27 protein-coding genes are annotated in these 25,348 nt (G+C 69.4%); 16 read left to right on the forward strand and 11 right to left on the reverse strand.

The window, feature by feature from the left end; genetic code table 11:
- Positions 1 to 64: 64 nt before the first annotated feature.
- The gene (locus IZR01_RS24195) at positions 65 to 1,159 is read right to left on the reverse strand and encodes an alkene reductase (protein ID WP_194925194.1); all 1,095 of its coding nucleotides are present in this window, start codon (positions 1,157 to 1,159) and stop codon (positions 65 to 67) included.
- A gap of 62 nt (positions 1,160 to 1,221) precedes the next feature.
- Here IZR01_RS24195 and IZR01_RS24200 point away from each other — a divergent pair, with 62 nt between their 5' ends.
- Positions 1,222 to 1,617, forward strand: a complete 396-nt coding sequence (locus IZR01_RS24200; protein WP_194925208.1) for a MerR family transcriptional regulator — start codon at positions 1,222 to 1,224, stop codon at positions 1,615 to 1,617.
- A 73-nt stretch (positions 1,618 to 1,690) separates the two neighbouring features.
- Here IZR01_RS24200 and IZR01_RS24205 read toward each other — a convergent pair whose 3' ends face one another.
- Together IZR01_RS24205 and IZR01_RS24210 are read right to left on the reverse strand one after the other, a co-directional pair.
- On the reverse strand, positions 1,691 to 2,533 hold the full coding sequence (locus IZR01_RS24205) for a polysaccharide deacetylase family protein (RefSeq protein WP_194925195.1): 843 nt from the start codon (positions 2,531 to 2,533) through the stop codon (positions 1,691 to 1,693).
- Between the two features lie 167 nt (positions 2,534 to 2,700).
- Positions 2,701 to 3,336, reverse strand: a complete 636-nt coding sequence (locus IZR01_RS24210) for a TetR family transcriptional regulator (RefSeq protein WP_194894673.1) — start codon at positions 3,334 to 3,336, stop codon at positions 2,701 to 2,703.
- Positions 3,337 to 3,574: 238 nt separating this feature from the next.
- Here IZR01_RS24210 and IZR01_RS24215 point away from each other — a divergent pair, with 238 nt between their 5' ends.
- A complete protein-coding gene (locus tag IZR01_RS24215; RefSeq protein ID WP_194894690.1) occupies positions 3,575 to 4,789 on the forward strand; it encodes an acyl-CoA dehydrogenase family protein in 1,215 nt (404 codons plus the stop codon).
- A 72-nt stretch (positions 4,790 to 4,861) separates the two neighbouring features.
- Here IZR01_RS24215 and IZR01_RS53435 read toward each other — a convergent pair whose 3' ends face one another.
- Positions 4,862 to 5,995 (reverse strand): tyrosine-type recombinase/integrase, encoded by a 1,134-nt coding sequence (locus tag IZR01_RS53435; RefSeq protein WP_194894672.1) that lies wholly within the window; start codon positions 5,993 to 5,995, stop codon positions 4,862 to 4,864.
- A 126-nt stretch (positions 5,996 to 6,121) separates the two neighbouring features.
- Between IZR01_RS53435 and IZR01_RS24225 the strand changes: the two genes are divergently transcribed.
- The 4 genes from IZR01_RS24225 to IZR01_RS24240 all read left to right on the forward strand — a co-directional run bounded on the left by IZR01_RS24225 (position 6,122) and on the right by IZR01_RS24240 (position 7,690).
- The gene (locus tag IZR01_RS24225; protein WP_194925196.1) at positions 6,122 to 6,520 is read left to right on the forward strand and encodes a hypothetical protein; all 399 of its coding nucleotides are present in this window, start codon (positions 6,122 to 6,124) and stop codon (positions 6,518 to 6,520) included.
- 162 nt (positions 6,521 to 6,682) lie between these two features.
- Positions 6,683 to 7,024 carry a PadR family transcriptional regulator gene (locus IZR01_RS24230; RefSeq protein WP_194894670.1) on the forward strand — a complete coding sequence of 114 codons (342 nt, stop codon included), beginning with the start codon at positions 6,683 to 6,685 and terminating at the stop codon, positions 7,022 to 7,024.
- Positions 7,021 to 7,377 (forward strand): DUF1048 domain-containing protein, encoded by a 357-nt coding sequence (locus IZR01_RS24235; RefSeq protein ID WP_194894669.1) that lies wholly within the window; start codon positions 7,021 to 7,023, stop codon positions 7,375 to 7,377. Before IZR01_RS24230 ends, IZR01_RS24235 begins: the two co-directional genes overlap by 4 nt.
- A gap of 1 nt (position 7,378) precedes the next feature.
- A complete protein-coding gene (locus IZR01_RS24240) occupies positions 7,379 to 7,690 on the forward strand; it encodes a DUF1048 domain-containing protein (protein ID WP_194894668.1) in 312 nt (103 codons plus the stop codon).
- A 183-nt stretch (positions 7,691 to 7,873) separates the two neighbouring features.
- Here IZR01_RS24240 and IZR01_RS24245 read toward each other — a convergent pair whose 3' ends face one another.
- On the reverse strand, positions 7,874 to 8,806 hold the full coding sequence (locus IZR01_RS24245; RefSeq protein ID WP_194925197.1) for an NAD-dependent epimerase/dehydratase family protein: 933 nt from the start codon (positions 8,804 to 8,806) through the stop codon (positions 7,874 to 7,876).
- A 135-nt stretch (positions 8,807 to 8,941) separates the two neighbouring features.
- On the opposite strand from IZR01_RS24245, the gene IZR01_RS24250 reads away from it, so the two are divergent.
- Positions 8,942 to 9,880 (forward strand): LysR family transcriptional regulator, encoded by a 939-nt coding sequence (locus IZR01_RS24250; protein WP_194894666.1) that lies wholly within the window; start codon positions 8,942 to 8,944, stop codon positions 9,878 to 9,880.
- A 53-nt stretch (positions 9,881 to 9,933) separates the two neighbouring features.
- Here the strand turns inward: IZR01_RS24250 and IZR01_RS24255 are convergent, their stop codons facing one another.
- Together IZR01_RS24255 and IZR01_RS24260 are read right to left on the reverse strand one after the other, a co-directional pair.
- A complete protein-coding gene (locus IZR01_RS24255; protein WP_228560119.1) occupies positions 9,934 to 10,461 on the reverse strand; it encodes a DUF2716 domain-containing protein in 528 nt (175 codons plus the stop codon).
- Positions 10,462 to 10,794: 333 nt separating this feature from the next.
- Positions 10,795 to 11,406: a hypothetical protein gene (locus tag IZR01_RS24260; protein WP_194925198.1), complete on the reverse strand. Its 612-nt coding sequence runs from the start codon at positions 11,404 to 11,406 to the stop codon at positions 10,795 to 10,797.
- A 546-nt stretch (positions 11,407 to 11,952) separates the two neighbouring features.
- On the opposite strand from IZR01_RS24260, the gene IZR01_RS24265 reads away from it, so the two are divergent.
- Together IZR01_RS24265 and IZR01_RS24270 are read left to right on the forward strand one after the other, a co-directional pair.
- A complete protein-coding gene (locus tag IZR01_RS24265; protein ID WP_194925199.1) occupies positions 11,953 to 13,224 on the forward strand; it encodes a hypothetical protein in 1,272 nt (423 codons plus the stop codon).
- Positions 13,221 to 14,399 carry a hypothetical protein gene (locus IZR01_RS24270; protein ID WP_194925200.1) on the forward strand — a complete coding sequence of 393 codons (1,179 nt, stop codon included), beginning with the start codon at positions 13,221 to 13,223 and terminating at the stop codon, positions 14,397 to 14,399. Before IZR01_RS24265 ends, IZR01_RS24270 begins: the two co-directional genes overlap by 4 nt.
- 157 nt (positions 14,400 to 14,556) lie before the next feature.
- Here IZR01_RS24270 and IZR01_RS24275 read toward each other — a convergent pair whose 3' ends face one another.
- Positions 14,557 to 14,703: a hypothetical protein gene (locus IZR01_RS24275; protein ID WP_194925201.1), complete on the reverse strand. Its 147-nt coding sequence runs from the start codon at positions 14,701 to 14,703 to the stop codon at positions 14,557 to 14,559.
- A gap of 918 nt (positions 14,704 to 15,621) precedes the next feature.
- Between IZR01_RS24275 and IZR01_RS24280 the strand changes: the two genes are divergently transcribed.
- Entirely contained in the window at positions 15,622 to 16,035 is a 414-nt protein-coding gene (locus IZR01_RS24280) for an HIT family protein (RefSeq protein WP_194925202.1), read from the forward strand.
- 135 nt (positions 16,036 to 16,170) lie between these two features.
- Here the strand turns inward: IZR01_RS24280 and IZR01_RS24285 are convergent, their stop codons facing one another.
- Positions 16,171 to 17,457 (reverse strand): MFS transporter, encoded by a 1,287-nt coding sequence (locus IZR01_RS24285; RefSeq protein ID WP_194925203.1) that lies wholly within the window; start codon positions 17,455 to 17,457, stop codon positions 16,171 to 16,173.
- Positions 17,458 to 17,647: 190 nt separating this feature from the next.
- Here IZR01_RS24285 and IZR01_RS24290 point away from each other — a divergent pair, with 190 nt between their 5' ends.
- The gene (locus IZR01_RS24290; protein WP_194925204.1) at positions 17,648 to 18,268 is read left to right on the forward strand and encodes a MarR family winged helix-turn-helix transcriptional regulator; all 621 of its coding nucleotides are present in this window, start codon (positions 17,648 to 17,650) and stop codon (positions 18,266 to 18,268) included.
- A gap of 78 nt (positions 18,269 to 18,346) precedes the next feature.
- Here IZR01_RS24290 and IZR01_RS24295 read toward each other — a convergent pair whose 3' ends face one another.
- Positions 18,347 to 18,760 (reverse strand): peptidoglycan-binding domain-containing protein, encoded by a 414-nt coding sequence (locus IZR01_RS24295; protein WP_194894661.1) that lies wholly within the window; start codon positions 18,758 to 18,760, stop codon positions 18,347 to 18,349.
- Between the two features lie 397 nt (positions 18,761 to 19,157).
- On the opposite strand from IZR01_RS24295, the gene IZR01_RS24300 reads away from it, so the two are divergent.
- From IZR01_RS24300 to IZR01_RS24320, 5 genes are all read left to right on the forward strand, one after another.
- Positions 19,158 to 20,594 (forward strand): family 2B encapsulin nanocompartment shell protein, encoded by a 1,437-nt coding sequence (locus IZR01_RS24300; protein WP_194894660.1) that lies wholly within the window; start codon positions 19,158 to 19,160, stop codon positions 20,592 to 20,594.
- A 48-nt stretch (positions 20,595 to 20,642) separates the two neighbouring features.
- Entirely contained in the window at positions 20,643 to 21,827 is a 1,185-nt protein-coding gene (locus IZR01_RS24305; RefSeq protein WP_194925205.1) for an isoprenoid biosynthesis enzyme family protein, read from the forward strand.
- Between the two features lie 68 nt (positions 21,828 to 21,895).
- Positions 21,896 to 22,744: a geranyl diphosphate 2-C-methyltransferase gene (locus IZR01_RS24310; protein WP_194894658.1), complete on the forward strand. Its 849-nt coding sequence runs from the start codon at positions 21,896 to 21,898 to the stop codon at positions 22,742 to 22,744.
- A gap of 135 nt (positions 22,745 to 22,879) precedes the next feature.
- Positions 22,880 to 24,061 carry a family 2 encapsulin nanocompartment cargo protein terpene cyclase gene (locus IZR01_RS24315; protein ID WP_228554672.1) on the forward strand — a complete coding sequence of 394 codons (1,182 nt, stop codon included), beginning with the start codon at positions 22,880 to 22,882 and terminating at the stop codon, positions 24,059 to 24,061.
- A gap of 84 nt (positions 24,062 to 24,145) precedes the next feature.
- Positions 24,146 to 24,661, forward strand: a complete 516-nt coding sequence (locus IZR01_RS24320) for a GNAT family N-acetyltransferase (protein WP_194925206.1) — start codon at positions 24,146 to 24,148, stop codon at positions 24,659 to 24,661.
- 7 nt (positions 24,662 to 24,668) lie between these two features.
- Here the strand turns inward: IZR01_RS24320 and IZR01_RS24325 are convergent, their stop codons facing one another.
- Complete coding sequence (locus tag IZR01_RS24325; protein ID WP_194925207.1) at positions 24,669 to 25,247, reverse strand: DUF6939 family protein; 579 nt, start codon at positions 25,245 to 25,247, stop codon at positions 24,669 to 24,671.
- Positions 25,248 to 25,348: the final 101 nt, after the last annotated feature.

Raw genomic sequence — 25,348 nt, forward strand, 5'->3', positions numbered from 1 at the left:
TCCCTGGCGCGCACGTAACCCAGCGGCGCGCGCCGTCCCGTGGCCGAGGATTAGGAGCCGAGGATCAGGCGACTGAGGTCCCGGCACACACCGCGTCCCACGCGGGGTAGTCGCTGTAGCCCTGCGCGGTGCGCCCGTACAGGACGTCTTCGCGGTACTCGGCCAGCGGCAGGTCATGCGTGATCCGGTGCACCAGGTCCGGGTTGGCGATGAAGGAGCGCCCGAAGGAGACCAGATCGGCGTGACCGGCGCGCAGCGCCTGCTCAGCCGTCACCGCGGCGGTCGCGGACCGGTTCTCGCCGACGTTGGCGATGAGCGTGCCGCGCCACCGGGGACGCAGATCGGCCAGCGCCGGGTAGTCGTCGTTGTCGGTGAGGTGCAGGTAGGCCAGTCCGCGACGGTCCAGCTCGCCGACCAGTGCCCGGTACAGCGGCGCCGGGTCGGCCTCGTACATGCCGAACTGCGGGTTCGCCGGGGACAGCCGGATCCCGGTGCGCTCCGGGCCGGCCACGTCCGCGATCGCGTCGGTGACCTCGAGTGCGAAGCGCATGCGGTTGCTCAGGGAGCCGCCGTACTCGTCGGTGCGCAGGTTGGTGTTGTCGGCCAGGAACTGGTGCACCAGGTAGCTGTTGGCCCCGTGGATCTCGACGCCGTCGAAACCGGCTGCCAGCGCGTTGCGCGCCGCCGCGGCGTAGTGCGCGACCGCCGCGTGGATCTCGGCGCGGCTCATCTCCCGTGGCGTCGGCGATTCCGCCTTGCCTCCGCCGATCAGGTGCAGCACGTCCCGGTCGGACACCGCGGACGGTCCGGCCGGCAGTGTCCCGTCGATGCGGGCCAGCGGATGGCCCTTGCGTCCGCCGTGCATGAGCTGCGCGAAGATCCGGCCCCCGGCCTCGTGCACGGCGGCGGTGACGCGCCGCCAGCCCGCCACGTGTGCCGAGTCCTGAAGGCCCGGCACCCAGGCCTCGCTCTGGCCGCTGCTGTGCGGCCAGATGCCCTCGGTGACGATCAGAGCGGCCGTGGCGCGCTGGGCGTAGTAGTCCGCCACATCCGCGGTGGGTGAGCCGTCGGGCAGGGAACGCAGACGGGTCATCGGCGCCATCACCACCCGGTTGGGCAGTGTCAGGTGCGGGCCTCGGTATTCGCTGGTGAGCATCATGGCCGGTACCGTAGAACCTGACATCAATGTCAGCTGCAAGGGTTCGCGGGGAGGCGGTCGGGGTGCGCATCGGTGATCTGGCACAACGCACCGGGGTCAGCGTCCGGTCGCTGCGGTACTACGAGCAGCAGGGCCTGTTGGCCTCCACCCGCACCGCAGGCGGGCAGCGTGACTATCCGGAGGCCGCGGTGGACCGGGTGATCCGTATCCAGGAGATGTTCGCCGCCGGCGTGCCCAGCCGCGTGCTGGCCGAACTCCTGCCGTGCATCCACGACGCAGACGGCACCCCGAACGCCACCGCCACGCCGTGGCTCACCGAAACCCTCACCGCCGAACGCGACCGTATCGACGCCGCGATCAAAGACCTGCGCCGGACCCGGGCTCTGCTTGATGAGGTCATCGGTACGGCGCAGGGCGCAGCGGCGGCTGAGGCACGGGCACGCAGCCAGCGTCGGTAACAGCAAACAGAAACCTGCTCGCTACACAACAACCTGCTACACGGCAACGTGCGCCCTGAACCGATACCGCGTCTCAGGGCTGCACGAAGTGGTAGCCGGCCTCCAGCAGCTGCGGAATGAACCGCTGGAGCGCCGCGACGGTCTGGGAGCGGTCCCCGCCGCCGTCGTGTTCGAGGATGATCGAGCCGGTGTGGGTGTGGCCCATGACGGTCTGCACGATGTGGTCGGTGCCGGGGCGGGACCAGTCGCGTGGGTCCACGGACCAGTCCAGTGGCCGCATTCCGCGTTGGGCGCAGGCGGCGAAGACGGTCGGGGACCAGTTGCCGCCGGGGGCGCGGAACAGGACCGGCTGTTTGGCGCCGCCTTTGGTGATGGCGTCGGTGGCGCGGTCGATCTGCGCGGCCACGTCGGCGGCGTTCATCTTGCCCATGTCGGGGTGGGCCCAGGTGTGGTTGGCGACCAGGTGTCCGGCGGCGCTGACTTCGGCGACCAGGGAGGCGTGCTGGGCGGCGCTTTGGCCGATCATGCAGAACGTCGCGGCGATCTTGTACTGGGCCAGGAGCGCCAGTACCTGCGGGGTGTATTTGGAGCTGGGGCCGTCGTCGATGGTCAGCGCTATCGCCTTGTCGCCTTCGTGGACGTAGAACTGCGGCTGGCCGGCCGCCGGGGGCGGGTCCTGGCCCAGCGAGCCGGGCGGCTGGGAGTTGTCCGGGGGCGCGGCGGTGTTGGTGTGCGAGTCGCCGCCGGCCGTGGAGGCGTCGCCGCTGGGGCTCTGGCCGGGGAACGGGGCCCCGCCGGTGGTCGGCCGCGATCTGGGATCGGCGGCCGGCGCGGTGGACCCGGCGGCGGCCGGTTTGCTGCCGCCGTTGGAGGAACACGCGCCCAGCAAAGTGATCCCGCCGAAGCCCAGGAGCATTCGGCGCGATACACCACGGCCGCGGCGAAGGTCGGCGGCGCGGGGAAACTCGTCAAGGTCAGAACCCGAAACGTTCACGTCATGGGGACGCGTCAGGTCCGCCCGGGGTTGAGTTCTCTGAAGACTTTCTGAAGAAAATATTCGCGCATTGAGGCCTACCTGCGCATTTACGCCCGCGTGTACGCACCGTCGATGAGGTCTGCCAGGTGCCGGGTGAGGTCTTCGCGGCCGAACGGCTGCTCGTCCAGCCACCAGTCGCCGGCGGCCTGCACCATGCCGACGATGCCGTGCGCCCAGGCCTGCGCGCGCGGCCACTGGTCCTCCGGCAGATCCAGCTCCGCGGCGATCCCCACGGCCAGCGCGTTGCCGAGGCGGCGCTGGAACATCGCCACCCGGTCGCGCACCTCCGGCTCCTCGGCCTGGCCCCGGTGCACCAGGAACCGGTACAGCGCCGGGTTGCCCTCGACCAGCCGCAGCCAGGCGTCGATCGCGGCCCGGGTCCGTTCCTGCCGGGTCGCCGGGCGGGTCAGCGCCTCCTGGAGCCGGGCCAGCAGCGTCTCGATGTGCCGGTCGGCCAGCGCCACATACAGCCCGGCCTTGTCGCCGAAGTGCCGGTACAGGATCGGTTTGGTGATACCGGCCTCGGTGGCGATCGCGTTCATCGACGCCGAGGGGCCGTCGCGCAACACCACCCGCTCGGCGGCGTCCAGCAACTCCTGCCGGGTCCGCGGGCCGCGGCGGGTCGCCTGCGGGCGGCCCGGCGGCGGGGAATCCGGTGCGGGTGCCGCTGCCTTCGTCGCCATCTGGTCCCTTCCTCCGAGCACGGTGGGGCGCGAGCAGGTAACCGGCTGCCTGCCTGTCCGCATGTCCGGCAGCCTGTCTGCACCGTGCTGTCTGTCTGTGGCGCTGTGCTGTCTGCCGGCCATCTTGACAGAAGTTACCGCCGGTAACACACTAGCGGCGACCGAGGTTACCCGTCGGTAAGCGTGGGCGTGAGCCCTCCGCCCTCCGCAACAGACCCGAAGGACAGTGAACGAGACGATGACCGGGTTCTCCCTGGAACTGACCGAGGACCAGATCGAGCTGCGGGACTGGATCCACGGATTCGCCGCCGACGTCATCCGGCCCGCCGCCGCCGAATGGGACGAGCGGGAGGAGACGCCCTGGCCGATCCTGCAGGAGGCCGCCAAGGCCGGCCTGTACTCCCTCGACTTCTACGCCAACCAGTGGTTCGACGAATCCGGCCTCGGCATCCCGATCGCCATGGAGGAGATGTTCTGGGGCGACGCCGGCATCGGCCTGGCCCTTTCCGGCACCGGCCTGGCGGCGGTGTCGGTGGTCTCCAACGGCACCCCCGACCAGGTCGGCGAATGGGTCCCGCAGATGTTCGGCACCCCCGACGACGTCAAACTCGGCGCGTTCTGCTCCTCCGAACCCGACGCCGGCTCCGACGTCGGCGCCATGCGCACCCGCGCCGTCTATGACGAGGCCAAGGACGAGTGGGTCCTGAACGGCACCAAGACCTGGGCCACCAACGGCGGCATCGCCAACGTCCACGTCATCGTCGCCACCGTCGACCCGGCCCTGGGCACCCGCGGCCACGCCTCCTTCATCGTCCCCCCGAACACCCCCGGCCTGGCCCAGGGCCAGAAGTTCAAGAAGCACGGCATCCGCGCCTCCCACACCGCCGAAGTCGTCCTGGACGACTGCCGCATCCCCGGCTCCTGCCTGCTCGGCGGCAAGGAGAAGCTGGACGCCCGGCTGGCGCGCGCCCGCGAAGGCAAGTCCAGCCGCGGCAACGCCTCCATGGCCACCTTCGAAGCCTCCCGCCCCGCGGTCGGCGCCATGGCCGTCGGCATCGCCCGCGCCGCCTACGAGTACTCCCTGGACTACGCCAAGACCCGCGTGCAGTTCGGCAAGCCGATCGTGGAGAACCAGGCCGTCGCGTTCACCCTGGCCGACATGAAGACCGGCGTGGACGCCTCCCGCCTGCTGGTGTGGCGCGCGGCCTGGATGGCCCGCAACAGCAAGCCCTTCGACTCCGCCGAGGGCTCCATGTCCAAGCTGTTCGCCTCCGAGACCTGCAAGCGCGTCACCGCCGACGCCATCCAGATCCTCGGCGGCAACGGCTTCACCCGCGAATACCCGGTGGAGCGGATGCACCGGGACTCCGCGATCTACACCATCTTCGAAGGCACCTCGGAGATCCAGCGGCTGGTCATCGCCCGGACCATATCCGGCGCCGCCATCCGCTAACAGTTCGCGCTCGACCGTTCGCGCTGCCGGCTTGCTTTACGGCATTCACGGCGGGCGTTTCCCGCTGGTGCGCTACCGCGCCAGCGGGGAACGCTGCAACGCCTCCGCCGCAGCCGACGCCGAAGGATCCAGATATACCGACGTCGTCCCCACATCGCTGTGCCCCAGGATGTCCGCGACCGTCCCCACATCCGCCCCGGCCTGCCGCAACAACACCGTCGCCGCCGTGTGCCGCAACCCGTGCGGCGTCACCGCCCGCCGCAGCTCCACCGGCATCTGCTTCACCCGCCGCTCCACCATCCGCTGCACGTCACGGGCCGTCATCCGCCGCCCGCGGATCGTCACCACCAGGGCGCGCGCCGCGTCGGCCCGGTCGGCCTGCGCGTCGGAGGCCGGGGGAGCGGGCCGCTCACGCTGCTGGTACTCCCCGAGCAACCCCACCAGCGCCGCCGACATCGGCACGTCGCGGCTGCGCCCGCCCTTACCGCTGCGGATCCGCAGCACCGGCATCCCGGTCAGTTCGTGCTGGCGCACGTCATCCAGGTTCGCCGCGCACAACTCCGCCACCCGCGGCCCGGTCTCCGTCAACAGCCGCAGGATCACCTCGTCCCGGAACGTCAGCCGCTGATCGGCCCGCAACTCCTTCGTCGCGGCCGAGGCCTGCGGCGTCTCCTGCAACGCCTGCGCCTGCTCCACCGTCAGGCCCAGGCGCGCGCCGACGGCCCGGGTGGGGACGCGGACCCGGGACACGTGCGGCATCGGGTCGGCGCGGATGTAGCCCTGTTCGGCGGCCCAGCCGAACAGGCCCCGCACCGCGGCGGTCCAGCGGGCCCGGGCCTGAAGGCCCCGGCCGACGGCGACCTCGCCGCCGGGGCCGGACTTGCGGGTGCGGGTGTAGCGGCGGTCCGGGGCGTTGGCGATGCGGACGAGGGCGTACTCGATGTCTTCGGCCTCGACGTCGTCCAGCGGCTTGTCCAGGCCCAGCAGCGTCGCGGCCTCGGTGAGGTCCCGGGCGTAGGCGTCGCGGGTGGCCGGGGACAGTGCCCCGGTGGCCACGCGCAGGTGCAGGGTGTCGCGGTAGCGGTGTACGGCTTCTGCGACGCTGATCGGGGTGAACGGTTTGGGGGCGGCCACTGACCTATCGAAGCAGACGCCGGGGACAGCCGGGGCGGCGGCGGTGCGGAAGTCACCGGGGCGCGGGGACATCAGCGCACTCGTACTGCCCCCGCCGCACCCCGCCGCCGGTGTGGGACGATGTGTCATCGCACCGCTGACCTGCGGCGCGGACAGCGCGGATACACACCCGGAACGCCGCCGGGGGAGGAGAGCGTCATGGCCTTGTTCGGTAAGAAGTCGGGCGATGAGCAGCAAGCCGGCAAGCGGGCCGGCTACGCCGACCACCCGGTCTTCACGCTCACCACCGGCATGTCCACCGACCAGGTCGCCGAGCGGATCGGACCGGCCACCGAGACGAAGACCGCCGCCGAAGTGGCCGCCGAGTTCGCCGGACCCGGCGCGGTCATCGACCCGGCGAAGCTGGACCCGGAGGAGTACTGGTCCTACGACGACACCCCGGAGGGGTTCAACGTGGCGGTGCTGTTCCGCGAGGGGCTCCTCACAGAGGTGCGGGTGCGCAAGAACGGGACCAACGACATCGTGGCGCGGATCGACGATCAGGGGCTTGCCGCGGCGAAGAGCTACCGGGGTGCGTTGCACGCGAATCGGCTGTAGCCGGACGCATCGTTTGGAGATCGCTTGGAGGACGGAAACGGCTGGGCCCGCGTGTCGCGGGTCCGGCCGTTCTGCATTTGCCCGCGGCCGGCTCGCCCACTACTCGGTGATACCGTATAGTGGTACTCGGTGCTAACGAGTACCGGGTTGACGAGGAGCGCGATGGACGACCTGACGGAGATGTTGAAGGGCACGCTCGAAGGCTGCGTGCTGGAGATCATCAGCGGCGAGGAGACCTACGGCTACGCCATCACCCGCCGGCTGCACGAACTCGGCTTCACCGACGTCATCGAGGGCACGGTCTACACCATCCTGCTGCGCCTGGAGCGCAACGGACTGGTCCAGGTGACGAAGCGGCCCTCCGGCGTGGGCCCGCCGCGCAAGTTCTACGCCCTCAACGACGCCGGACGCGGCGAACTCGCCGCGTTCTGGACGAAATGGCAGTACGTCTCATCGCGCATCGACAAACTACGCATCGACAAGCTCAAGGAGGGCGGCAGATGAACTTCTGGGACACCGTCACCGGCAACGACCTCACCAGGCAATCGAAGGCCTTCGAAGCCCGAGCCGACGCCCTGCCCCCGGACTACCGGGACACCTGGACGCAGATGAAGGGCTGCCTGTTCCCCTACGCGGACTTCACCGGCCGCAACCTGATGCCGATCCTCGACGCCGCCCTGGGCCTGCTCGAGGAATCAGCGGCCGAAGGCCTGAGCATCCACGACGTCCTCGGCGACGACATCCCCGGCTTCTGTACCGCACTCGCCGGCGGCCAGGACGCCCCCACCTACCGCGACCGCTGGCGCGAGCAACTGAACCGCAACGTCGCCCGCAAACTGAGCCGACTGGGAGGCTGACGTGAGCATCCAGGACATCATCGAGGGCAAGAAGCAGTGGCGCGCGCACCTGGCCCGAGTCAAGGCACTGCCGCCGGACTACCAGATCGTCTACAAGGAGATGCAGAAGTACCTGTTCAAGGTCGGTCCGGTCGGCCTGACCGGCGGGGGGCTGCTGCCGGGGATCGTCGACTTCTTCGAAGAGGGCGCCGCCGAGGGCAAGGGGGTGCTGGAGCTGATCGGCAGCGATGTCGCGGCGTTCAGCGACGGCTTGATCAAGGACTCGCGCACGTATGCGCAGGAGTATCAGGAGTCGATCAGGGGCGATAGCTGATTCGGGCGGCTCGCCGGGCAGTCCTGAACGCTTCGAGTTCACGAACCGGACGGCCCTCCAACAGCTCCACGATCAGCAGCTGGCCGCCCTGCCGGGCGCCCAGCGACTGAGATCCACCTTGGTCATGAAGCGCGTCGTCGACGACCGCCCGCTACCCGCCTAGCCCTCGGAGCGGGTGAGGCTTCAGGCTTCGCTGGCGAGCGCCGCGTTCCTGACAGCGTTCAGGGCGGCGGTATGCGAGACGATGGGCTTGTATCCGAGTTCGGTCACGGCCTTGTCGGTTCGCAGGGTGCACGTCTGCCCGAAGAACCATCGAGCGGGTACGGGGATGGTTCGGGCAGCAGCCTCGGCGTCCAGTTCCGTGGTCGGCTTGTCGACGCCGTAGATCTCGAACATGGTCTCCCAGAAGTCGCGGAAGGTGACGCGGTGCTGGTCGGTGATGAAGTAAGCCTGGCCTGGCCGGCCGCGCTGCCATCCGAGCATGAGGCCCTCGACGCAGTTGTCGACGAAGGTGATGTCAGTGGTGTGCCGACCGCCTTCGATCCAGGCGAACTGCCCCGCCTTCACCAAGTCGACCAGTATGTCGATGAGGATGCTGTCGGGGCCCCAGACCATCCTGGGGCGGATCGACACGGTGGCGAAGTCCGGCGCGTTCGCGTCGAGCACGATCTTCTCGGCATCGGCCTTGACCGCGCAGTAGACGGCCTCGGAGTCCGGCCGCAGCGGCGCGGTCTCGTCGACGTCCACGAGCGGGTCGCCGGCGAGCAGGACCGCTTCGGTTCCGCAGTGGACGAAGCGGGGGACCTTGGCGTAGCGGGCCGCGTCGACCGCTGCCTGGGTGCCGCGAACCGTCACAAGCTCTTGGCGCGCGCGGTCGGCGGAGATGTCGGTTTCGGCAGCGAGGTGGAACACCACTTCGCTTCCCCTCACCGCGTCCTGCCACGTGGACGGGTCGGTCAGCTCGCCCCGCACAGGTTCCGCGCCCAGCGCTGAGACCTTTGCGGCCGACTCCTCACTTCGGACCAGAGCCCGGACTGTATGCCCTTCCCGCAGGAGCCGACGTACCAGCACCTGACCGATGAACCCCGAACCGCCCGTGACGAACGCCTGTGCCATGAAAGTCTCCTTCGTTGAGATCAGCCTCCTCGCGTTCCTCTGGCGAGAAGGTCTCACTCCAGTGGAGCGGCCAGGGATTCCGGGCCATTCCCTCGAAAATATTCATAGTTCGAGGGTCTGCGATAAAATCTGTGCATGGCTTCTCTCCGGGCGCTGGAGTGCCTTGTCGCGGTCGCGGACTCCGGGTCGGTGACACAGGCCGCACGGCTGCTGCACTCCTCGCAGCCCGCCGTCTCCCACCAACTCGCCGCGCTGGAACGCGAGACGGGAACGGTCCTGCTTCGCCGCGAACCCAGGGGAGTCAGGCTCACTCCCGCTGGGCGTGCCGCACTGGCCGACGCCAGACGAGCGATCGAGGCCGCCGCCTCCGCGGTCCGGGCGGCCCGCGCCGTTGGCGAAGCAACTCAGGGATCGCTGAGGTTGGCCTGCGCGCAGAGCCTGGTGTCCGTGCTCGCCCCAGTCGTTCGCATGTGGCACCACCGTCACCCCGAAGTGACGATCACCTTGCGCGAATCCACGTCGGCAGAAGAGCTTCACGGCTTCATCGATGCCGACGAAGTCGACGTCGTGCTGATGCCGGCTCCTGTACCCGACCGCTTCACGGCCACCGCGGTCGCTGAGGAGGAGATCGTTCTGGCCGCGCCGACGGACCACGTCATCGCCGGGCAGCCTGTCGTGCGGGTAGGGGATCTGGAAGGCGCGCGACTCGTTCACTTCGCCCCGGAGAACGGCCTCAGCACGTGGCTTGACCGGTCCCTCACGAAGGCCGGAGTCCGCCCGGAGCCCGTGATGAGGACAGCGGTGACTGTCACAGCCCCGCACCTCGCGGCCGCCGGCTTGGGGGTCGCGGTATGCCCGGTGAGCGCGATCAGTGCCGGCTTCCCGGGCGCGGTCCGATCGTTCTCGCCACGCTGGGTCAGGCAGCTGGTGGCGGTCACCCCCGCCACGCCCGACCCGCTCGCCGCGCGGTTCATCGCCAACATGCGCAGCCACGGCGTGCGTGTGCCTCGCGACGTGCGAACTCAGCTCGCGGGGGGCGACCCGGCGCCTGCCGAGGCACGGCCTTCCTCCTGAGGTGTCCGTTCGCAGTGAACTTGAGCCAAGGTCCTGATCCTGACCTGCTCGGCTCAGGGGTTCGTGGCGGCATGCCCGTCGCGGCGTACTGGATCACCGAGGATAGTGGTCACCGGACGTGAGGCTTGAGCGAGAAGCTCGGTGCCGAAGAGGCATACGGTGTGTTCCCAGGGATGGCCGAAAGAGCCGAAGGAGAAGTCTTCCGCGAGGTAGATGTAGTAGTCCCCGTCGGGGTAGGGGCTCAGCGGCCAGCGGAACGGCTCGCCTTCTATGCCCTGGTCGGGTCGGACTCGGTAGCAGAGGTGCTGCCAATCCAGGACCAGCACTGACCCGCCTTCAGGAGTGCAGTCGGCGATCGCCTGCTCGACGGTCGCGGTGAACTGGTCGAGCTTGATGCAGCCGGGGTCGTCGTTCAACGCGTCCAGGCTCCATGTCAGCGATGACGTCGGTTCCTGGATGCCGGGGAACTGGCGCGTACTCGGCCTGAAGGCAAAATCTGCATACCAGCGGTCCCATGTCGCGCGATGTTCGGCGTAGGACAGCTCGACAACAGTTCCGTTGATCATGCTGTCCTTTCTCATCCAATCTGATCCACACTCAGGGCTCTGACCTGCTTAGAGCTGATCAACTGAGAACATGGACGGCCCATTTTTCTCATCGGATCTGTTCCGAAAGTGGGATGGTTGTCGATTTTCTCATCCGGTCTGCTCCGGAACGTTGAACGGGCTTCTCCAGAAAGCTATCAGCAGGTCACAGCTTGGCTGATCGACGAGGTCTGGCCAGAACTCGGCTGGCTCGTGCCTCGTCATCGGCTATCGGACCGGACCGACTTCCTCCTCGAACACGCCAGCTGGCGCAGGAACGGTGTTGACCCTCCGCTGATCGGCGATCGGCGCTCATATCCACGGAACCGGCTACTTGTCGACACCGTTCGTTTCGGTCAGTTCGACCTCGCCCGGTGCGGGAGCGCGAGGACGGTCGGCGACCACCCCCTCGCCGTAGACCTGGGACACGAGCTGAATGAATTCGGCAAAGTGTCCCTCGACCACGCCCCACTGCGCGTCGAACGCCGCCCATCGGCGCCTGACACGCGCGGTGTCCGCGACCGCGACGTAGTACCAGTCGCGTGCGATGCCGTGAAGCGCGACCGTTGCGTTAGTCAATGCCACCGCGCTGTCGCTGATCTTCTGCGGGAAGAACACGGCGAGTTCCGAGTAGGCGCCCAACAGGCCGTTTCGACGCTCGACCGATTTGCGGTAGACGGTGTGCGGCATGTCGCCCGGCACCTTGAGGGCCAGCTGGTCGGCCAGCGCCCACGACGCTGTTTCCAGGTCGGACACCTTGCCGACGAAGGTGATGCAGGCCTGGCGTCGAGCCTCGATCTGCAGGCGCGCCCGGTCCTCGTTGTGCTCGATCTCAAGACGTTTGAGGGCATCGCGTGCTGTGAGGCGGGCGGCGGTCAGGGTGCCGCCGGTGCCCACGAGCCCACCGATCAGACCTGCTATTGCGGCGGCGATATCAGACATTGGAGATACCTATCATGCTCCGCTCCGCACCGACAGCGCCCCGGACGGGGCAGTCGTTTCTCGGAGACGGCGGGGTGGCGGATCCGCTGATCGACGGGGCATGGTCCCGCCGGCCGTCGGCCCTTGGAACCTCTACGCCCATCAGTCCCGGGTCGGAGCGCCGCCGGACCTGTACCGGCGTTTCGGCGCCGGCAGGGCGTTTCACCCGCATGGTCCACGCGGCCCGGCCGCCGACGAACAGCGTGGGTACCGTAGAGCGCGGCCCTGCCGCACGGGCCGTGCCGGGATCGCCTCTGTCCGTGATGTGGTCGGGAAGGCAGAACCAGTGCGGCGTTCTTCAGGTTGGCGCCGACCGCCCCACACCGCTCAGCCACCGGGCAGCCAGTCGGCCGCAGCGGGCCGTCGCGAAGGTGGTCGGTGGCCCGCCGATGGGCGGTGACGAGATGTAACGGGGTAGGTGCTGGCGTAGTGTGGCGGTTCGGCGGGCGTCTGTTCTGGCGCTCGAGTGGGTTGGCTGCCGGGCACGTCGAGCCGATGGGTTGTGCGATGGATCGGTACGTTGAGGGCTTGCGCTGTCAGGACGTGCACGCCGGCCTGCGCGCGATAGACCCTAACTCCGCGGCGCTGGTGTCGTTGAAGCACACCCGGCTGGTCGGGATGGCCGCGGACGTCGCCTCGCTCATCCGGGGCCGGGACCTGATTCCCGACGCCGGCGCGCTGGAGGCGGTCGCGGTCTCCGAACTCGATGTCGCCCCGCACGCCTTCGACCAGGTGCTGCAGTTGCTGGAGGAGGCGGACTTCGTGCAGCTGACCCGCGATGGCCGCGGGCAGGTGACCGGTCTGACCGAGACCGTCCCGGTCTACCACAACCTGTACGAGGAGCTGGGTCGGCTGTGGCGCGAGCGCGGCCCGCGGGAGTTCGAGGAGCAGGTGCTGGCGGTCGTGGACCGCCTGGCCCGCGGCCCGGTGCCGCTGGAGGCACTGGCCGACACGGTGGGCATCACCCAGGCCGAGGCCGGCCGGCTGATTCCGCTGGGCCGTGATTCGGGGTTGCTGCGCACGGTGTCAACGATCGACGGCGGCATCGTCTACTCGCCGTTCACCGGGTTCGAGCACCCTGATGTCCTGGAGGTGCTGCTCACCGAGCACGGCCCGGACCGGATGCTTGAGGAGTTCGACGCCCTCAAACGGCACCAGGGCTTGGCCATTGACGCGGCGAGATTCCCGATGATCGCCGATGCCGTCGCCCGTGGGCTGGTCCCCGCGCCGACCGTCGAGCTGCCCGACGCCTCGATGCAGGCGTTCGCTACCCTGCCGTACAGCCTGGACAGGGAGCTGCTGGTCGGGCGCAAACCGGTGTTGGACAAGGCATTGGCGGTGATCGCCTGTGTGCGGTGCGCGGAGACGTTCGGCGGGTTCAGCAATGCCAGCGCCGGGGTTCATCTCATCAACACGCTGCTGAAGGACGGCAGTCTCAATCCGCACAGCTCCTCGGAGCGGCAGTACCGGCTGATGCGCAACCGCGGAATACTTTTCTTCGCCCCCGACGACAGGCCTGGAGGTTCCTGGGTGCGGCCGACGCTGGTGGAGACCGCCGATAACCGCGAGGCGCTGATGATCGCCCGCGACATGCTGCGGATAGGCGAGCCGATGGCCGCCGGGCGGCAGCTGCCGGAGGCCAAGCGCGACCTGCTCGGGTTGGACGCCAAATACCTGCAGCCGCTGCAGACCGCCGCGCGCAGCCGCGACCAGGTGCGGATCCCGGACCGGGAGTACGGCAAGTTCTTCGAGGCGATCATGGGCCGGGGATCGCTGTGACGGAACTGGACCTGGGGCAGAAAGCCGCCGTGCGGCGGTTGCTGTGGCGTATGGGCTTCGCCACCCGCATCGACGTGCCTTTGCGGGCGTACGTGCCGGCGAACAAGGGCAAGCCGGACTACCAGTCGTTCACCGACCTGGACGTTCTGGCTGTGACGGCGGCGCCGGGTTTCCGGATCCACACCGCGATTGCCGACTGCAAGAGCACTGACAAGCGGTCCACCGAGCGCATGTTCTGGATCCGCGGCGTGGGCGACTTCTTCGGCGCCGAGGCCGCCTACATGGTGCGCAACTCGAAGGTCACCGACGCTGCCCGGCAACTCGCAGCCCGCCTGAACATCGCTGTGCTGACCGGCGACGACCTAGCAGAGCTTGAGTCCGCCCACCACATCGCCTTCGACCTGACCGACCCGCCGCTGGCCAGGCTGTTCGACCCGGCCCAGATCGCCGACTATCTCAAGGCCTTCACGGGTCTGGACCGCAAACTCGACCCACTGCAGGAGTACCGGCAATTCGACTACTGGGTATACGAGCCCTACCGCAACCTCACCCAGATGGTCAGCCACCTCGCCGACGCCTCCACCATGCTGGACCCGGCCAACCCGCTGCACGCCGCGCTGCTCGTCGACTGCTGCTGGCTGTACCTGCTGGCGGTGTGCCGGGCCGTGGAGCACATCCGGGCCACACACGCCGCCGACGTCGAGACCTGCCTGGTCGAGTACTTCTTCGGCGGTCAGGTCGCGATGCGCGAGAAGCAGCAGCTGCTGATGCACCTGCGCCGGGTACTGCCGCCGGAAGCCGGCGTCCAGAGCCAGCTGCTGCCGCCGTGGTTCGGGCAGTTGCTGGAACTGGTGGGCCGGTTCACCCGCACCCCGAGCGCGTGTCTGCCGGCGCTGCGATACGCCGAGGTGCTCAGCGCGGCGCTGGCCGCCCGCCGCCGAACCTCCGTGGTTCAGGCGTTCGGCCACCACACCGACCCGATCGCCGCGAAACTCCTGGCCGACGTCGTGGGGTTCCTGGTCGCCGCAGCCGGGCTGAACCCCAACTTTCGTGACATGGCCCGGGAACTGCTCACCCGCGAACTTACCGGCGGAGACCGGCGGTCGCCTGGTGGCAGCGCGGCGGCACCGGAACCGCCGGGCCTGTTTGAACTGGCGGCCGACCATCCCGAATAGCCGATGAACGTCGATGCTCTGCCTGCAAAGGCTGCCCCGGCGCGGGAGCACCGACTGCGGGAGAGGCCCGCGGCATCACGCGCCACTGATGTGCCTAGGCCACGAGAATCGGCTCGGGCTGGGCCGCCAAGCCGCCACAGCCAGCGGTCCGAAGGTGTCAGGGGCCGGTGTACGTGATCTGCATGGTGTGTTCCTCGAGACTGCGCAGCGTAATCTGGTCGCCGTCCACGTCATCGATGAGAAACAGTTCCCTGCTCCGGCAATTGGGGCACAGCATGACCGCGGCCAGCGGCCACAGGTCCATCGGTGACATCCGCGTCGAGGGATTGGTGACGTAGATGCGATCGGGCCGCAGCGGATCAGTGCTGGAGCGTTCGAACGGCTCCCAGCTCGGGTGCGCTGCCCTCCGGCTCAGCTCGCCTGAGCCGCCACGAAGCGGTCCTGGTCTGGGCGTTTACACGCTACGGCGTTCTCACCCAATCCTATCCGCAGCAGCATGTCGGAACAGATTGACTGAGAACGGAGAAGACCCACTGAGAAATGTCATCTACGAGGCGGTGCCTGGTTTGGCTGGCGAGGGCGCCGGACCAGACGAGGAGGGGCCACTCTCATCAGCTTTACATAATGTACATTATCGGGCAGTTGCGGGAGCGGGGTCAGAGCTGGTGGTGGCGCTGGTTACCGGGGTTCGCTGTGCGGGATTCTGCGCGACGGGCGGTGCGTCCAGATGCCTGCCGCTCAGCAGAAACCTTCCTACAGAACGTCTCCGGCTAGATCGTTCGTACGAGCCACGGGGGCTGATCATGCGGTGGCGCGCGCCAAGCGTTCGTCGGCATGTGCGCTTAGGCAGAGAGCCAGAGACCGCCGGCGCGTGCGCTTGCGTGCTTGCTGCGCGCACGCAGAGAGAGTCAGTCATCTCGCTTGCTTCTACTCGCCGCAGCCGCTCTTGAGTCGGCCCAAAGCCCCGTCGTGTAATGCTGATTACGCGTCCTGATGCATCGAGGTCGCCGCTACCACTCGTAAATCAGGGAAACGCCGCCGCCGACCGGCAACATCGCCATTTTGAACACCATCGCCCTATCGAACGTGTGGGCGACTCCCCCGGGTCGTCCTCGGTAGCTCCGCTCGATATCCACATCCACATCCACAGTACGCGTTGTCGAGCGCGGCCACTCCCCCGCTGCGCTGTCGCGGTCACCAACACATGCGCGATCCTGTATCGATGAGTGACTGTGTGTTCTGCGAGATCGTCGCCGGCCGTGCGCCGTCGCGCCGGGTGTTGGCGGACGAACACACGCTGGCGTTCCTGAACATCAGGCCCGCGGCGCCTGGGCACACGCTTGTGGTCCCGCGGCGCCATGTGCGGGATATGTGGGATATCTCAGAGGTGGAGCACGGCCACGTCGCCTCGATGGTCCGGCGCGCGGCGCTGCTGTTGAGGCAGGCGTTCGAGCCGGACGGGGTGAATGTGCGCGTCAACTCGGGCGCGGCGGCGGGCCAGGACGTGTTCCACTTCCATACGCACCTCATCCCCCGGCGCCATGGCGATGGGCTTCAGCTGACGTGGGCTTCGCCGCGTGCTGATCCGGCGGAGTTGGAGCGGGCGATGCTGCGGATCGCGGAGGTTCGCGTCTAGGCGGCTCGGCATGCGGCGCGACTGAGCCCGCCACCGGGGCCACCACAGACGCCGACGCCGACACCGACGTCGGTGGTTCGGCCGAGGCCGCAGCACCACCCCGCCACACATCGTCCGCGAGCCATCCGTGATCGATCACCCGGCGGCCCCGGCTGCTCCGACAGCCTCGGCCGCGGCCGGCAGTGCCGGGGCGTGGACCGGGTCCTCCGGCTCGGGATGCTCCCGGACCGCCGGTATCGCCAGTACCGCGAGGTTGGCGCCGCCCACCAGGACGGCGGAGACGGCCAGCGGCAGGGTCATGCCGAGTGCCGTCGCGGCCGGGGCGGCGAGTGCCAGGCCGAGGGGTCGGGCGGCGAAGGAGATCAGCGTGTCGAAGGAGCCCACGCGTCCGAGGGCTTCGGCGGGTATGCGTTGCTGGATCGTGGTCTCCCATAGTGGGTCGAGGATGCCGAGGCCGAACATGCCGGCTGTGTAGGAGGCCAGTAGGACCGGCAGCGGTGCGCCGGCGGCGAGCGCCGCGAGTGGCAGCGCGTAGGCGGATGCTCCGAGTGCGACTGCTATGAGGGGCCTGCGCAGGCGGAGTCGTCCGGCGGTCCAGACTCCGGCGAGTAGGCCGACGGTGCCGGATTGCAGGGTGATGACCCAGGCGGTGCCGCCGCCGTGGTGGCGCATCATGATGACCGGTCCGAGGGTGAGCAGTACGCCTGCGGTCATGTTCCAGATGCCGTGGCCGATGACGTTCGCGATGAACCACGGGTGGCGTCGGGTCTCGGCCCAGCCGGCGCGTAGGTCGTGGAGGAACGGCGCGCGCCGAGTGTCGCTGTTGTCGCGGGCGCCGTCGCTGTCGTTGTCGTTATCGCCTGCGACAGCCATAGGCCTCGGTGACGTGAGTCCGCCGAGCGTCAGCGCCGATCCGACGAACAGTGCGGCGGTGAGCAGTGAGGACCATCCGGCGCCGATGCCGAGCATCAGTGTCCCGGCGATGCCGGGCCCTGCGAACTGTGCCAGTCCCTGCCACACCGACAGCCGTGCGTTGAGTCGTTGCCGTTGTGGCCCGGACACTGTGGCCGACACCAGGGTGCGCACCGCGGGTGTGCCGAAGGCGACGGCGCCTCCGGTGACGGCGGCCAGGGCGGCGAGCGCCGGCACGTTCACGCCGGCGGTGAGCAGGGTGGCGCCGATGCCGCCTTGGGCTGCGGCGCGGGTCAGGTCGGCGGTGAGGATGACGCGGCGGGCCGGGAAGCGGTCGGCGAACACGCCGGCGAGCGGCAGCAGGAGGAGCATGGGGACGAATTCGGCGGCCAGGATCGCGCCGAGAGACCCGGAGGCGGTGCCGGTGTGGACGACGGCCAGGGTGAGGGTCGTGGGGATCAGGGCGGTGGCCAGTGCGGCGGCGGTGCGGCCGAGTACGAGTCTGCGCACGCCGACGACGGTAGCGGCGCCGGTCGCGCCGCCGGGGGTTGACCCGGGGTCGGGCCCAGGGGCGGTCCCGTTGGGCGAGGAGCTTGTCACCCCGGCAGGCTATTTCGCCAACGAATCATTCGTCAACGAAATACATGATGCTGAACCTTCCGCTGGCGAATCACCTGCGCGTCGGCCCATACTGACTGCCATGGCTCCCCCGGAGGACTCCGTCGACCGTCACCTGGCCCGCTGGCGCGGCAAGGCCCCCTACGACGAGACGGTCGAGGCGGTCGTCACCCGGCTGCAGATGCTCACCAAGCACGTGGCCAACAGCAAACGCCGCATGCACGACGAGGTGGGCCTGGCGGACTTCGAGTTCCAGACGCTGCACCGGCTCGCGGCCCGGGACGGTCACCGCGCCACCCCGTCGGAGTTGGCCGCGGACTTGCTGCTCTCCCCCGCCGGCATGACCGGCCGGCTGGACGCGCTGGAGCAGGCCGGGCTGGTGCGGCGGATCCGTGGCACGGCTGATCGGCGCCGGGTGGATGTGGAGCTGACCGAGCAGGGTCACGCCAAGTGGCTGGCCGGGATGCGGTTCCAGGACGTCGCCGAGCGGCAGATCGTGGGCGCGCTGGACGAGCGTGAACGGGGCCGGGTCAATGCCCTGTTGAAGAAGATGTTGCTGCGCGCGGAGGAGTTGGCCGCCGCAGACGCGGGCTCCGGCGGCCTGGCGGGCCCAGTAGGCCCCGCAGATACGGGCTCTGGCGGCGCAGGTTCTAACGGCACGGGCCCGGCCGCAGGCGCGCGCCCCGGCGGCGACGCCCCCTAGACGCGGATCGGGGCGCCACCGCCGGGGCCGGGTTCGGCGCTACCGGGGCCAGTACTAGCAGGTCCAGTACTACCGGCTTCAGCAGTAGAAACCGGTGTTGATCTGCTGGTTGAGCGCGTTCCACGTGTTCGGGCCGATGATGCCGTCGGGGTTGCTGACGCCCATGCAGTGGATCTGGAAGTTCTTGGTCGCGGCCTCGGTGTTCTGCCCGAAGTCGCCGTCCATGGCCAGGCCGTTGTACGAGCCCTGGCCGTAGTTGGTGGAGTGCCCGTATGCGTAGGCGTAGTCGAGTTCGCACTGTGCCTGCTGCACTGCGACGCCCTGGCTGCCGACGGTCAGCTCCGGCTGGGCGTTCGTGTGCGAGCAGAAGCCGATGTCCTCGGCGTGGGCCGGTGCGCTGGCCGCCAGTGTGGTGCCGCCGACGGCCAGGACGCCGACGACGAGCGCCGTGAAGCGGCGGCGTAGCGGCTGGGCGGACGTGCGATCTGCCATGGTGGTGTTTTCCCTTCCCCGGGAGGACGCTGTCCGTCCAGACCCTGCCGGGCGGCCGTGGCATCGGGGTGCGATGGCTGTGGCACTCCCGTGGCACCCGGATTGTGCGGCCGGACGACAGCGGGAGAGGGCTGATCGCCGGCTGACGGCTGGCTGATAGGCGGCCGATGGCTGGCTGGATCGTGCCGAAGTCCCAAGTCGCCGATGGCGTGAACGCCATCAGCGCGGGACTTTCACCCAAACCCATCCGTTCGGGCATTCCCGCGCCAGCGCCGCGCGTCATCCGCCATGGCGTCGCGTTCTGGTGCGCCGCCTTTGGTTCGCCTTACCTGGCAAGGGAGCCCTTTCGGCTGGCACCGGCAAGACAGGCCAAGGAAGGACAAGGAGGACCCGGCCCATGACGATCACCCCGGACCGCACCGCCGAGGAAGCGGCCGACGACGTTCCCACCACCGCGGACACGCCGCTGTCGCTGAGTACCGCCGCGGCCCGTAATCTGGCCACCACGACCAAGTCCGCCCCGCAGATGCGCGGCATCACCTCCCGCTGGCTGCTGCGGCGGCTGCCGTGGGAGGAGGTCTCCGGCGGCACGTACCGGGTGAACCGGCGGCTGAACCTGTCGGTGGGCCGGGGCCGGGTGGCGTTCGTGCAAAGCGGCGCCGACGACATCCGGATCGTGCCGGAGACGCTGCGGGAGATCCCGGTGATGCGCGGCTTCGCCGATGAGGCGCTGCTGACGCAGCTGGCGGGGCTGTTCACGCCGCGGGACATCCGGGCCGGCGACGTCATCGCCGAGGCCGGGCATCCGGTGGACGAGGTGTTCATCCTGGCGCACGGCCGGGTGGAGCGCAGCACGATCGGCGCCTACGGGGAGCCGACGCTGCTGGGGGTGCTGACCGACGGCGCGCACATGGGCGATGAGGTGCTGTTACAGCCCGATCCGCTGTGGGGCGCGACGTTGAAGGCCGCGACCTCCGGCACGCTGATGGTGTTGCAGATGGCTGACTTCCAGCGCACCCGCGACGCCAACCCGCATCTGCGCGAGCACATAGACGCCTACGTGGCCCGCACCGGCCGCAAGGTGAACTCCAAGGGCGAGGCGGTCGTCGAGATCAGCGCCGGCCACGAGGGCGAGTTCGAACTCGCCGGCACGTACGTGGACTACGAGCTCGCCCCGCGCGAATACCAGCTGTCGCTGACCCAGACCATCCTGCGGGTCCACTCCCGGGTCGCCGACCTGTTCAACGACCCGATGGACCAGGTGAAGGAGCAGCTGCGGCTGACCATCGAGGAGATCCGGGAGCGGCAGGAGTGGGAGCTGCTGAACAACCGGGACTTCGGGCTGCTTCACAACACCGACTACGACCAGCGGATCAGCACCTGGTCCGGGCCGCCGACCCCGGACGACATGGACGATCTGCTGGCGATGCGCCGCAGCACCCACATGTTCCTGGCGCACCCCAAGGCGATCTCCGCGTTCGGCCGCGAGTGCACCAAACGCGGGCTGTATCCGGACCCGGTGCTGGTGGACGGGCACGCGGTCCCGGCCTGGCGCGGCGTCCCGATCTTCCCCTGCGGCAAGATCGGCGTCGAGGACGGCCACACCTCCTCGATCGTGGCGATGCGGCTCGGCGAGGCCCAGCAGGGCGTGGTCGGGCTGCGGCAGACCGGCATCCCGGACGAGTACGAGCCGTCGCTGAACGTGCGGTTCATGGGGATCACCGACAAGGCGATCATCCGGTACCTGGTCACCGCCTACTACTCGGTGGCGGTGCTGGTACCGGACGCCATCGGGATCCTGGAGAACGTCGACATCGCGACACCACGCGGCTGAGCGAGCAGAGCACCAAGTGGCACCGAACAGGGGCGAGGGGAAACATCGATGGCGATGATCGGGCTGGTGCCGGGCAGCACCGGGCTTGGCAGCAGTAGGCTCGGCGGCTCACAGCTGGGCATGGCCGCGGCGGGACTGGCGCGCGCCGGCCGCCCGGCCAGGGTCACCGAGGCGCTGTACTGTCCGCCGGCAGTGCGTGATGATCCAGCGCTGGCGGCGGCGGTACAGGAGCGCCTGGACGACTGGGCGTCCGGGGTCGGTCTGGCCCCGGGTCCGGCCGCCGGGCTCGGGCGGCTGGTGGTGCTGGCACATCCGGACACCGACGACGTCGGGCGGTTGACGGTCGCGGCCCGGCTGTTGGCGGTCGGGCGGCTGCTGGCCGGCGGCGCGATGGGCGCCGACGTCGGGGAGCTGGTGCAGCGCGCGCCGGAGCCCGGCACCGCCGCCACAGCGACAGACGCAGGCACAGGAACGGGGGCTGGGGCAGCGGCATCCGCATTCGCATCGGTGTCGACAGCGGCTGCGGCTGCGGCTGCCGTAGCCAAGACCGAGGCCAGCTCCGAGACCGCCCAGGCAGCCGGTCCCGGAACCACGGCCACGGTGTTCGCGCTCGCACAAGCCCTGGACCAGGCCATCGCCGAGGTCTACGACGGCTGCTCCCTGCCCGATGCCGCACTCCCGGCGGAAGCCGACCCGGCGCGCGCCGGCATCGCGAACCCGGCGCTGCTCTCGGCGATGGCCGGTCTCAGCGCCCTGCCGGCCTCGCCGTACCAGGTGGAGCGGGTACGCCGCGAATGCCAGGCGTTGTCCTCGGCGGCGCCGGGCCGCGGCGGGGCCCGCCCCCCGTGGGAGTACCTGTCCCTAGGGCACGTCAACGCCTACAGCCCGGCCCTGGCCGCGTTGGACGCGGTCGACGGGTACGAACTGTCGCCGTCGGCGTCGGCCGATCCGGAGCTGCGGCGCGCGCAGCGGCTGGCGGCGTTCGCCGCGGCGCTGCTGCACGACATCGCCGACCCGGCGCCGTCCGGCCTGACCGCGGCCATCGCCGACACCGACGGTCTGGGCCCGGGTGCCGCGGGCCGCCGCGCCGCCGAGATCCACGACGAGGCGATGCGGGCGTTCCAGCACCACGCCACCCACCTGGCCGCCTCCGCCGATCCGGCGACCCGCCGCTATCTGGGCGGGCTGTGGACGTGGCTGGGCGGGCACCGCACCTGGCACGCCGTGTCCTGATTCTGATCCTGATCTTTCCCGAAGACGCAGCCTGTCCTCGCAGTACCTTTACGAAGGGTGGTTTCGCCATGGGTTCGCAGTCCGCTGTGACCAGCCGCTATCAGGAGTCTGTCGCCGACTATTGGGACCGGGAGAAGAACCCGGTGAACATCCGCTTAGGCGAGGTGGACGGGATCTACCACCACCACTACGGGATCGGGGACGTCGACTGGTCGGTGTTGGAGGCGCCGGCCGACGACCGGGAGGCTCGGATGATCGCCGAGATGCACCGGTTGGAGACGGCGCAGGCGGATTTCCTGCTGGACCAGCTGGGTCCGGTCAGTGCCGAGCAGCGGCTGCTGGACGCCGGCTCTGGCCGGGGCGGCACGTCGTTGATGGCCTCGTTGCGGTTCGGGTGCCGGGTGGACGGGTTGTCGATCTCCGGCAAGCAGGTGGACTTCGCCAACAGCCGGGCCGAGCAGATGGGCATGGGCGGGAAGGTGAACTACCACCTGCGGAACATGCTGAGCAACGGGTTCGCCGACGGCACATTCCAGGCGATCTGGAACAACGAGTCCACGATGTATGTGGACTTGCAGACGCTGTTCGGCGAGCATGCCCGCTCCTTGGCGCCGGGCGGCCGGTACGTCACCATCACCGGCTGCTTCAACGACGCCTACGGGGCGTTGCCGTCGCGGTCGGTGAGCCAGATCAACGCGCACTACATCTGTGACATCCATCCGCGCTCGGCGTACTTCGCGGCGATGGTGGCGAACGGGCTGGTGCCGATCTCGGTGGTGGATCTGACGGCGGCGACGATTCCGTACTGGGAGCTGCGTGCGAAGTCGAACGTGACCACCGGGATCGAGGAGGCGTTCTTGACCGCGTACAAGGAGGGCAGCTTCCACTACCTCATGATCGCCGCCGACAAGGTCTGAGGGACGGCAAAGGTCTGAAGGCCCGGCAAGAGGCCTAAGGGCCGAGGAGGCCTGAGGCGCCGGGAGGGCCGTCAGGCAACGCATACCCGGCGGCCGTCGCACCCGGCGGCCGCCATCGTTGAAGGACGCGGGGAGATGAGCATGACCCTGACCGCCGACGCTCCGAGTTCCGCGGCGCTGCTGCCGGGCCTGGCCGCGCTGTCCGGGCCGCCGCCGGCGCGGCCGCCGTGGGAGGCCGGGCCCGAGGCCGCATCCGGGCACTGGCACAGCGCCGATGTGGATCCGGGCCCGGAGACGCCGCTGCGCCCGCCGCAGCACCCCGAGCGGCTGACGCCGGCGCCGATCCCGCTGCGGCCCTGGGGTGACGGCTCCCACTCCCCCCTGTACTGCCCGGCCCCGTCGCGGCTGGACGAGGCGTTGGCCACCGAGGTCAACGACCGGCTGGTGGCCTGGGCCGAGCGGATCGGGCTGCACGCCGGGCATCTGGAGGAGTTCGCCAAGACCGGGTTCGGCCGGCTGATCACCCTGGCCCATCCCGAGTGCGACGACCCGGATCTGCTGCTGGTGTCGGCGCAGATGAACGCGGCCTGGTGGGCCTCGGACGACTACTACGCCGACGAGACCGACTTGGGCGCCGTCGCCGAGGCGCTGCCGGGGCGGCTGGTGATGGTGTCCTCGGCGATGGACCCGCCGCCGCCGGCCGGTGAGTTCAGCGGGCCGCTGGCCGAGGCGGTGGTGTCCGATGCGGTGCTGGTGTCGCTGCGCTCGGCGCTGGCGCACGTCACCCGGCACGCCTCGGCGGCGCAGGTGATGCGGGTCCGGCACACCACACACCAGATGTATGTGTCGTGGAACGCCTACAACGCCTGGCGGCACGCCGGTATCACCCCGGAGGCGTGGCGGTATCTGGCGGCGCGCCAGCATGACAGCTTCTACACCTCGATGATCCTCATCGATGTCGTCGGCGGGTATGAGCTGCCCTCGGAGTTGTTCGCCGACCCGCTGTTCCACCGGGCCCTGATGCAGGCCGGTACCGCCTCGGTGCTGGTGAACGATCTGGCCTCGGCGGCGCGCGAGGCCGGGGAGGACCCGGACTGCAACCTGGTGCTGCTGCTGGCTGCTGAGCGGGAGTGTTCGATCGACGAGGCCACCGAGGAGGTGGTGGCGCTGCACAACGACATCGTGCGCGGGTTCGAACAGACGCGGTCGGCGTTGGCGGCGGTGCCCTCGCCGGAGTTGCAGCGGTTCGTGCTGGGGGCTCGGGCGTGGATGGGCGGGTGTCTGGAGTGGCACGACAGCTCGTCGCGGTACAAGTGACGGCGGTGTAGGTAGGGGCGGTACAAGTAGCGGCGTCACAAGTAACCGGTTTGGGGCCCGGCGCGCGCCGTTTAGGCTCGGCGCATGAGCGACGACGAGGGTGCGGTGCGGCTGGCGACAGCTGAGGAGCTGGCGGCTCTGCCGGCGCTGGAGCTGGCCGCCGACGCGCAGTTGGTGGCGTATCTGGGCGGCGCGTCGTTGCCGCCGCTGCCGGAGGCCGCGCAGGCGGTGGCCTCACTCGCCGAGGCCGCGGCGGTGTTGGTGGCGGGCACTCCGCCGGTGGGGTTCGCCCGGATCGACGTGATCGACGGCAACGCGCATCTGGAGCAGCTGTCGGTGCTGCCGTCGGCGACACGGCGCGGGATCGGGACGGCGTTGGTGCGGGCGTGCTGCGACTGGGCGGCGCGGAACGGCTTCGGCGCGGTGACGTTGATGACGTTCGCGCACGTACCGTTCAACGCGCCGTTCTATGCCCGGCTCGGCTTCCAGGCCCTTGATGACGCGCAGCTCAGTGCGCCGTTGGCGGCGATTCGGCGGCACGAGGCGGACCTGGGGCTGGATGCTTTGGGCCCGCGGGTCGCTATGCGGCGGACACTGTGACCGGACGCTACGACACTGGCGATTGCTGCGCCGACGGTTGTTCGGCGGGCCAGCGATCCTCGACGTAGAGCTGGATCAGGGCCGCGTGGGACAGGGCGCTGCCGGTGTCGGTGACGTCGCCGTTGACCATGTAGTCCAGCAGCACGACATCGCCCTCGGCGGCCCGCAGCTCGGCGACCAGGTCCGCGACTTTGTTCTCCAGCACCCAGCGGTAGGCGGGCAGGAAGATGCGGCGCCGGGCCAGCTCGTAGGGCAGCAGCCGGTCGCCGTCCAGACCGGCGCGGTGGCCGAGTACGGGCCCGTATTTGCGGACGGTGCGTTTCAGGCCGGTCATGGAGATGATGTCGAGTTTGCGCCGGTCGACGTCGTGGTCCTGGAACACCTTCAGCGCCTGCCAGATCCCTTCCACGCTCTGTGCGGTCGCGGCGCCGCTGAGCGGGACGGGGATCTGGCCGTGCGGGTAGAACGGGCTCATCCGCACCCACGGCTGCGGGCCTTTGGACGTGACGTCGATGATGCGCGCGCCGGGGAACGCCGCCGACAGGGAAGCTGCGGAGCGGCGGCGGCTGGCTACGTGGATCGGCATTGGCCCAGCCTCGCCGACAGCACTGACAAACTCACCTGCCCGGCAATACCGTCCCCCTGCTATACCAGCCCTGCTCTACTCCCCCCGCTCTACCTCTCTCC

Source organism: Catenulispora pinisilvae, from assembly GCF_015356865.1.
Taxonomy (GTDB): Bacteria; Actinomycetota; Actinomycetes; order Streptomycetales; family Catenulisporaceae; genus Catenulispora; species Catenulispora pinisilvae.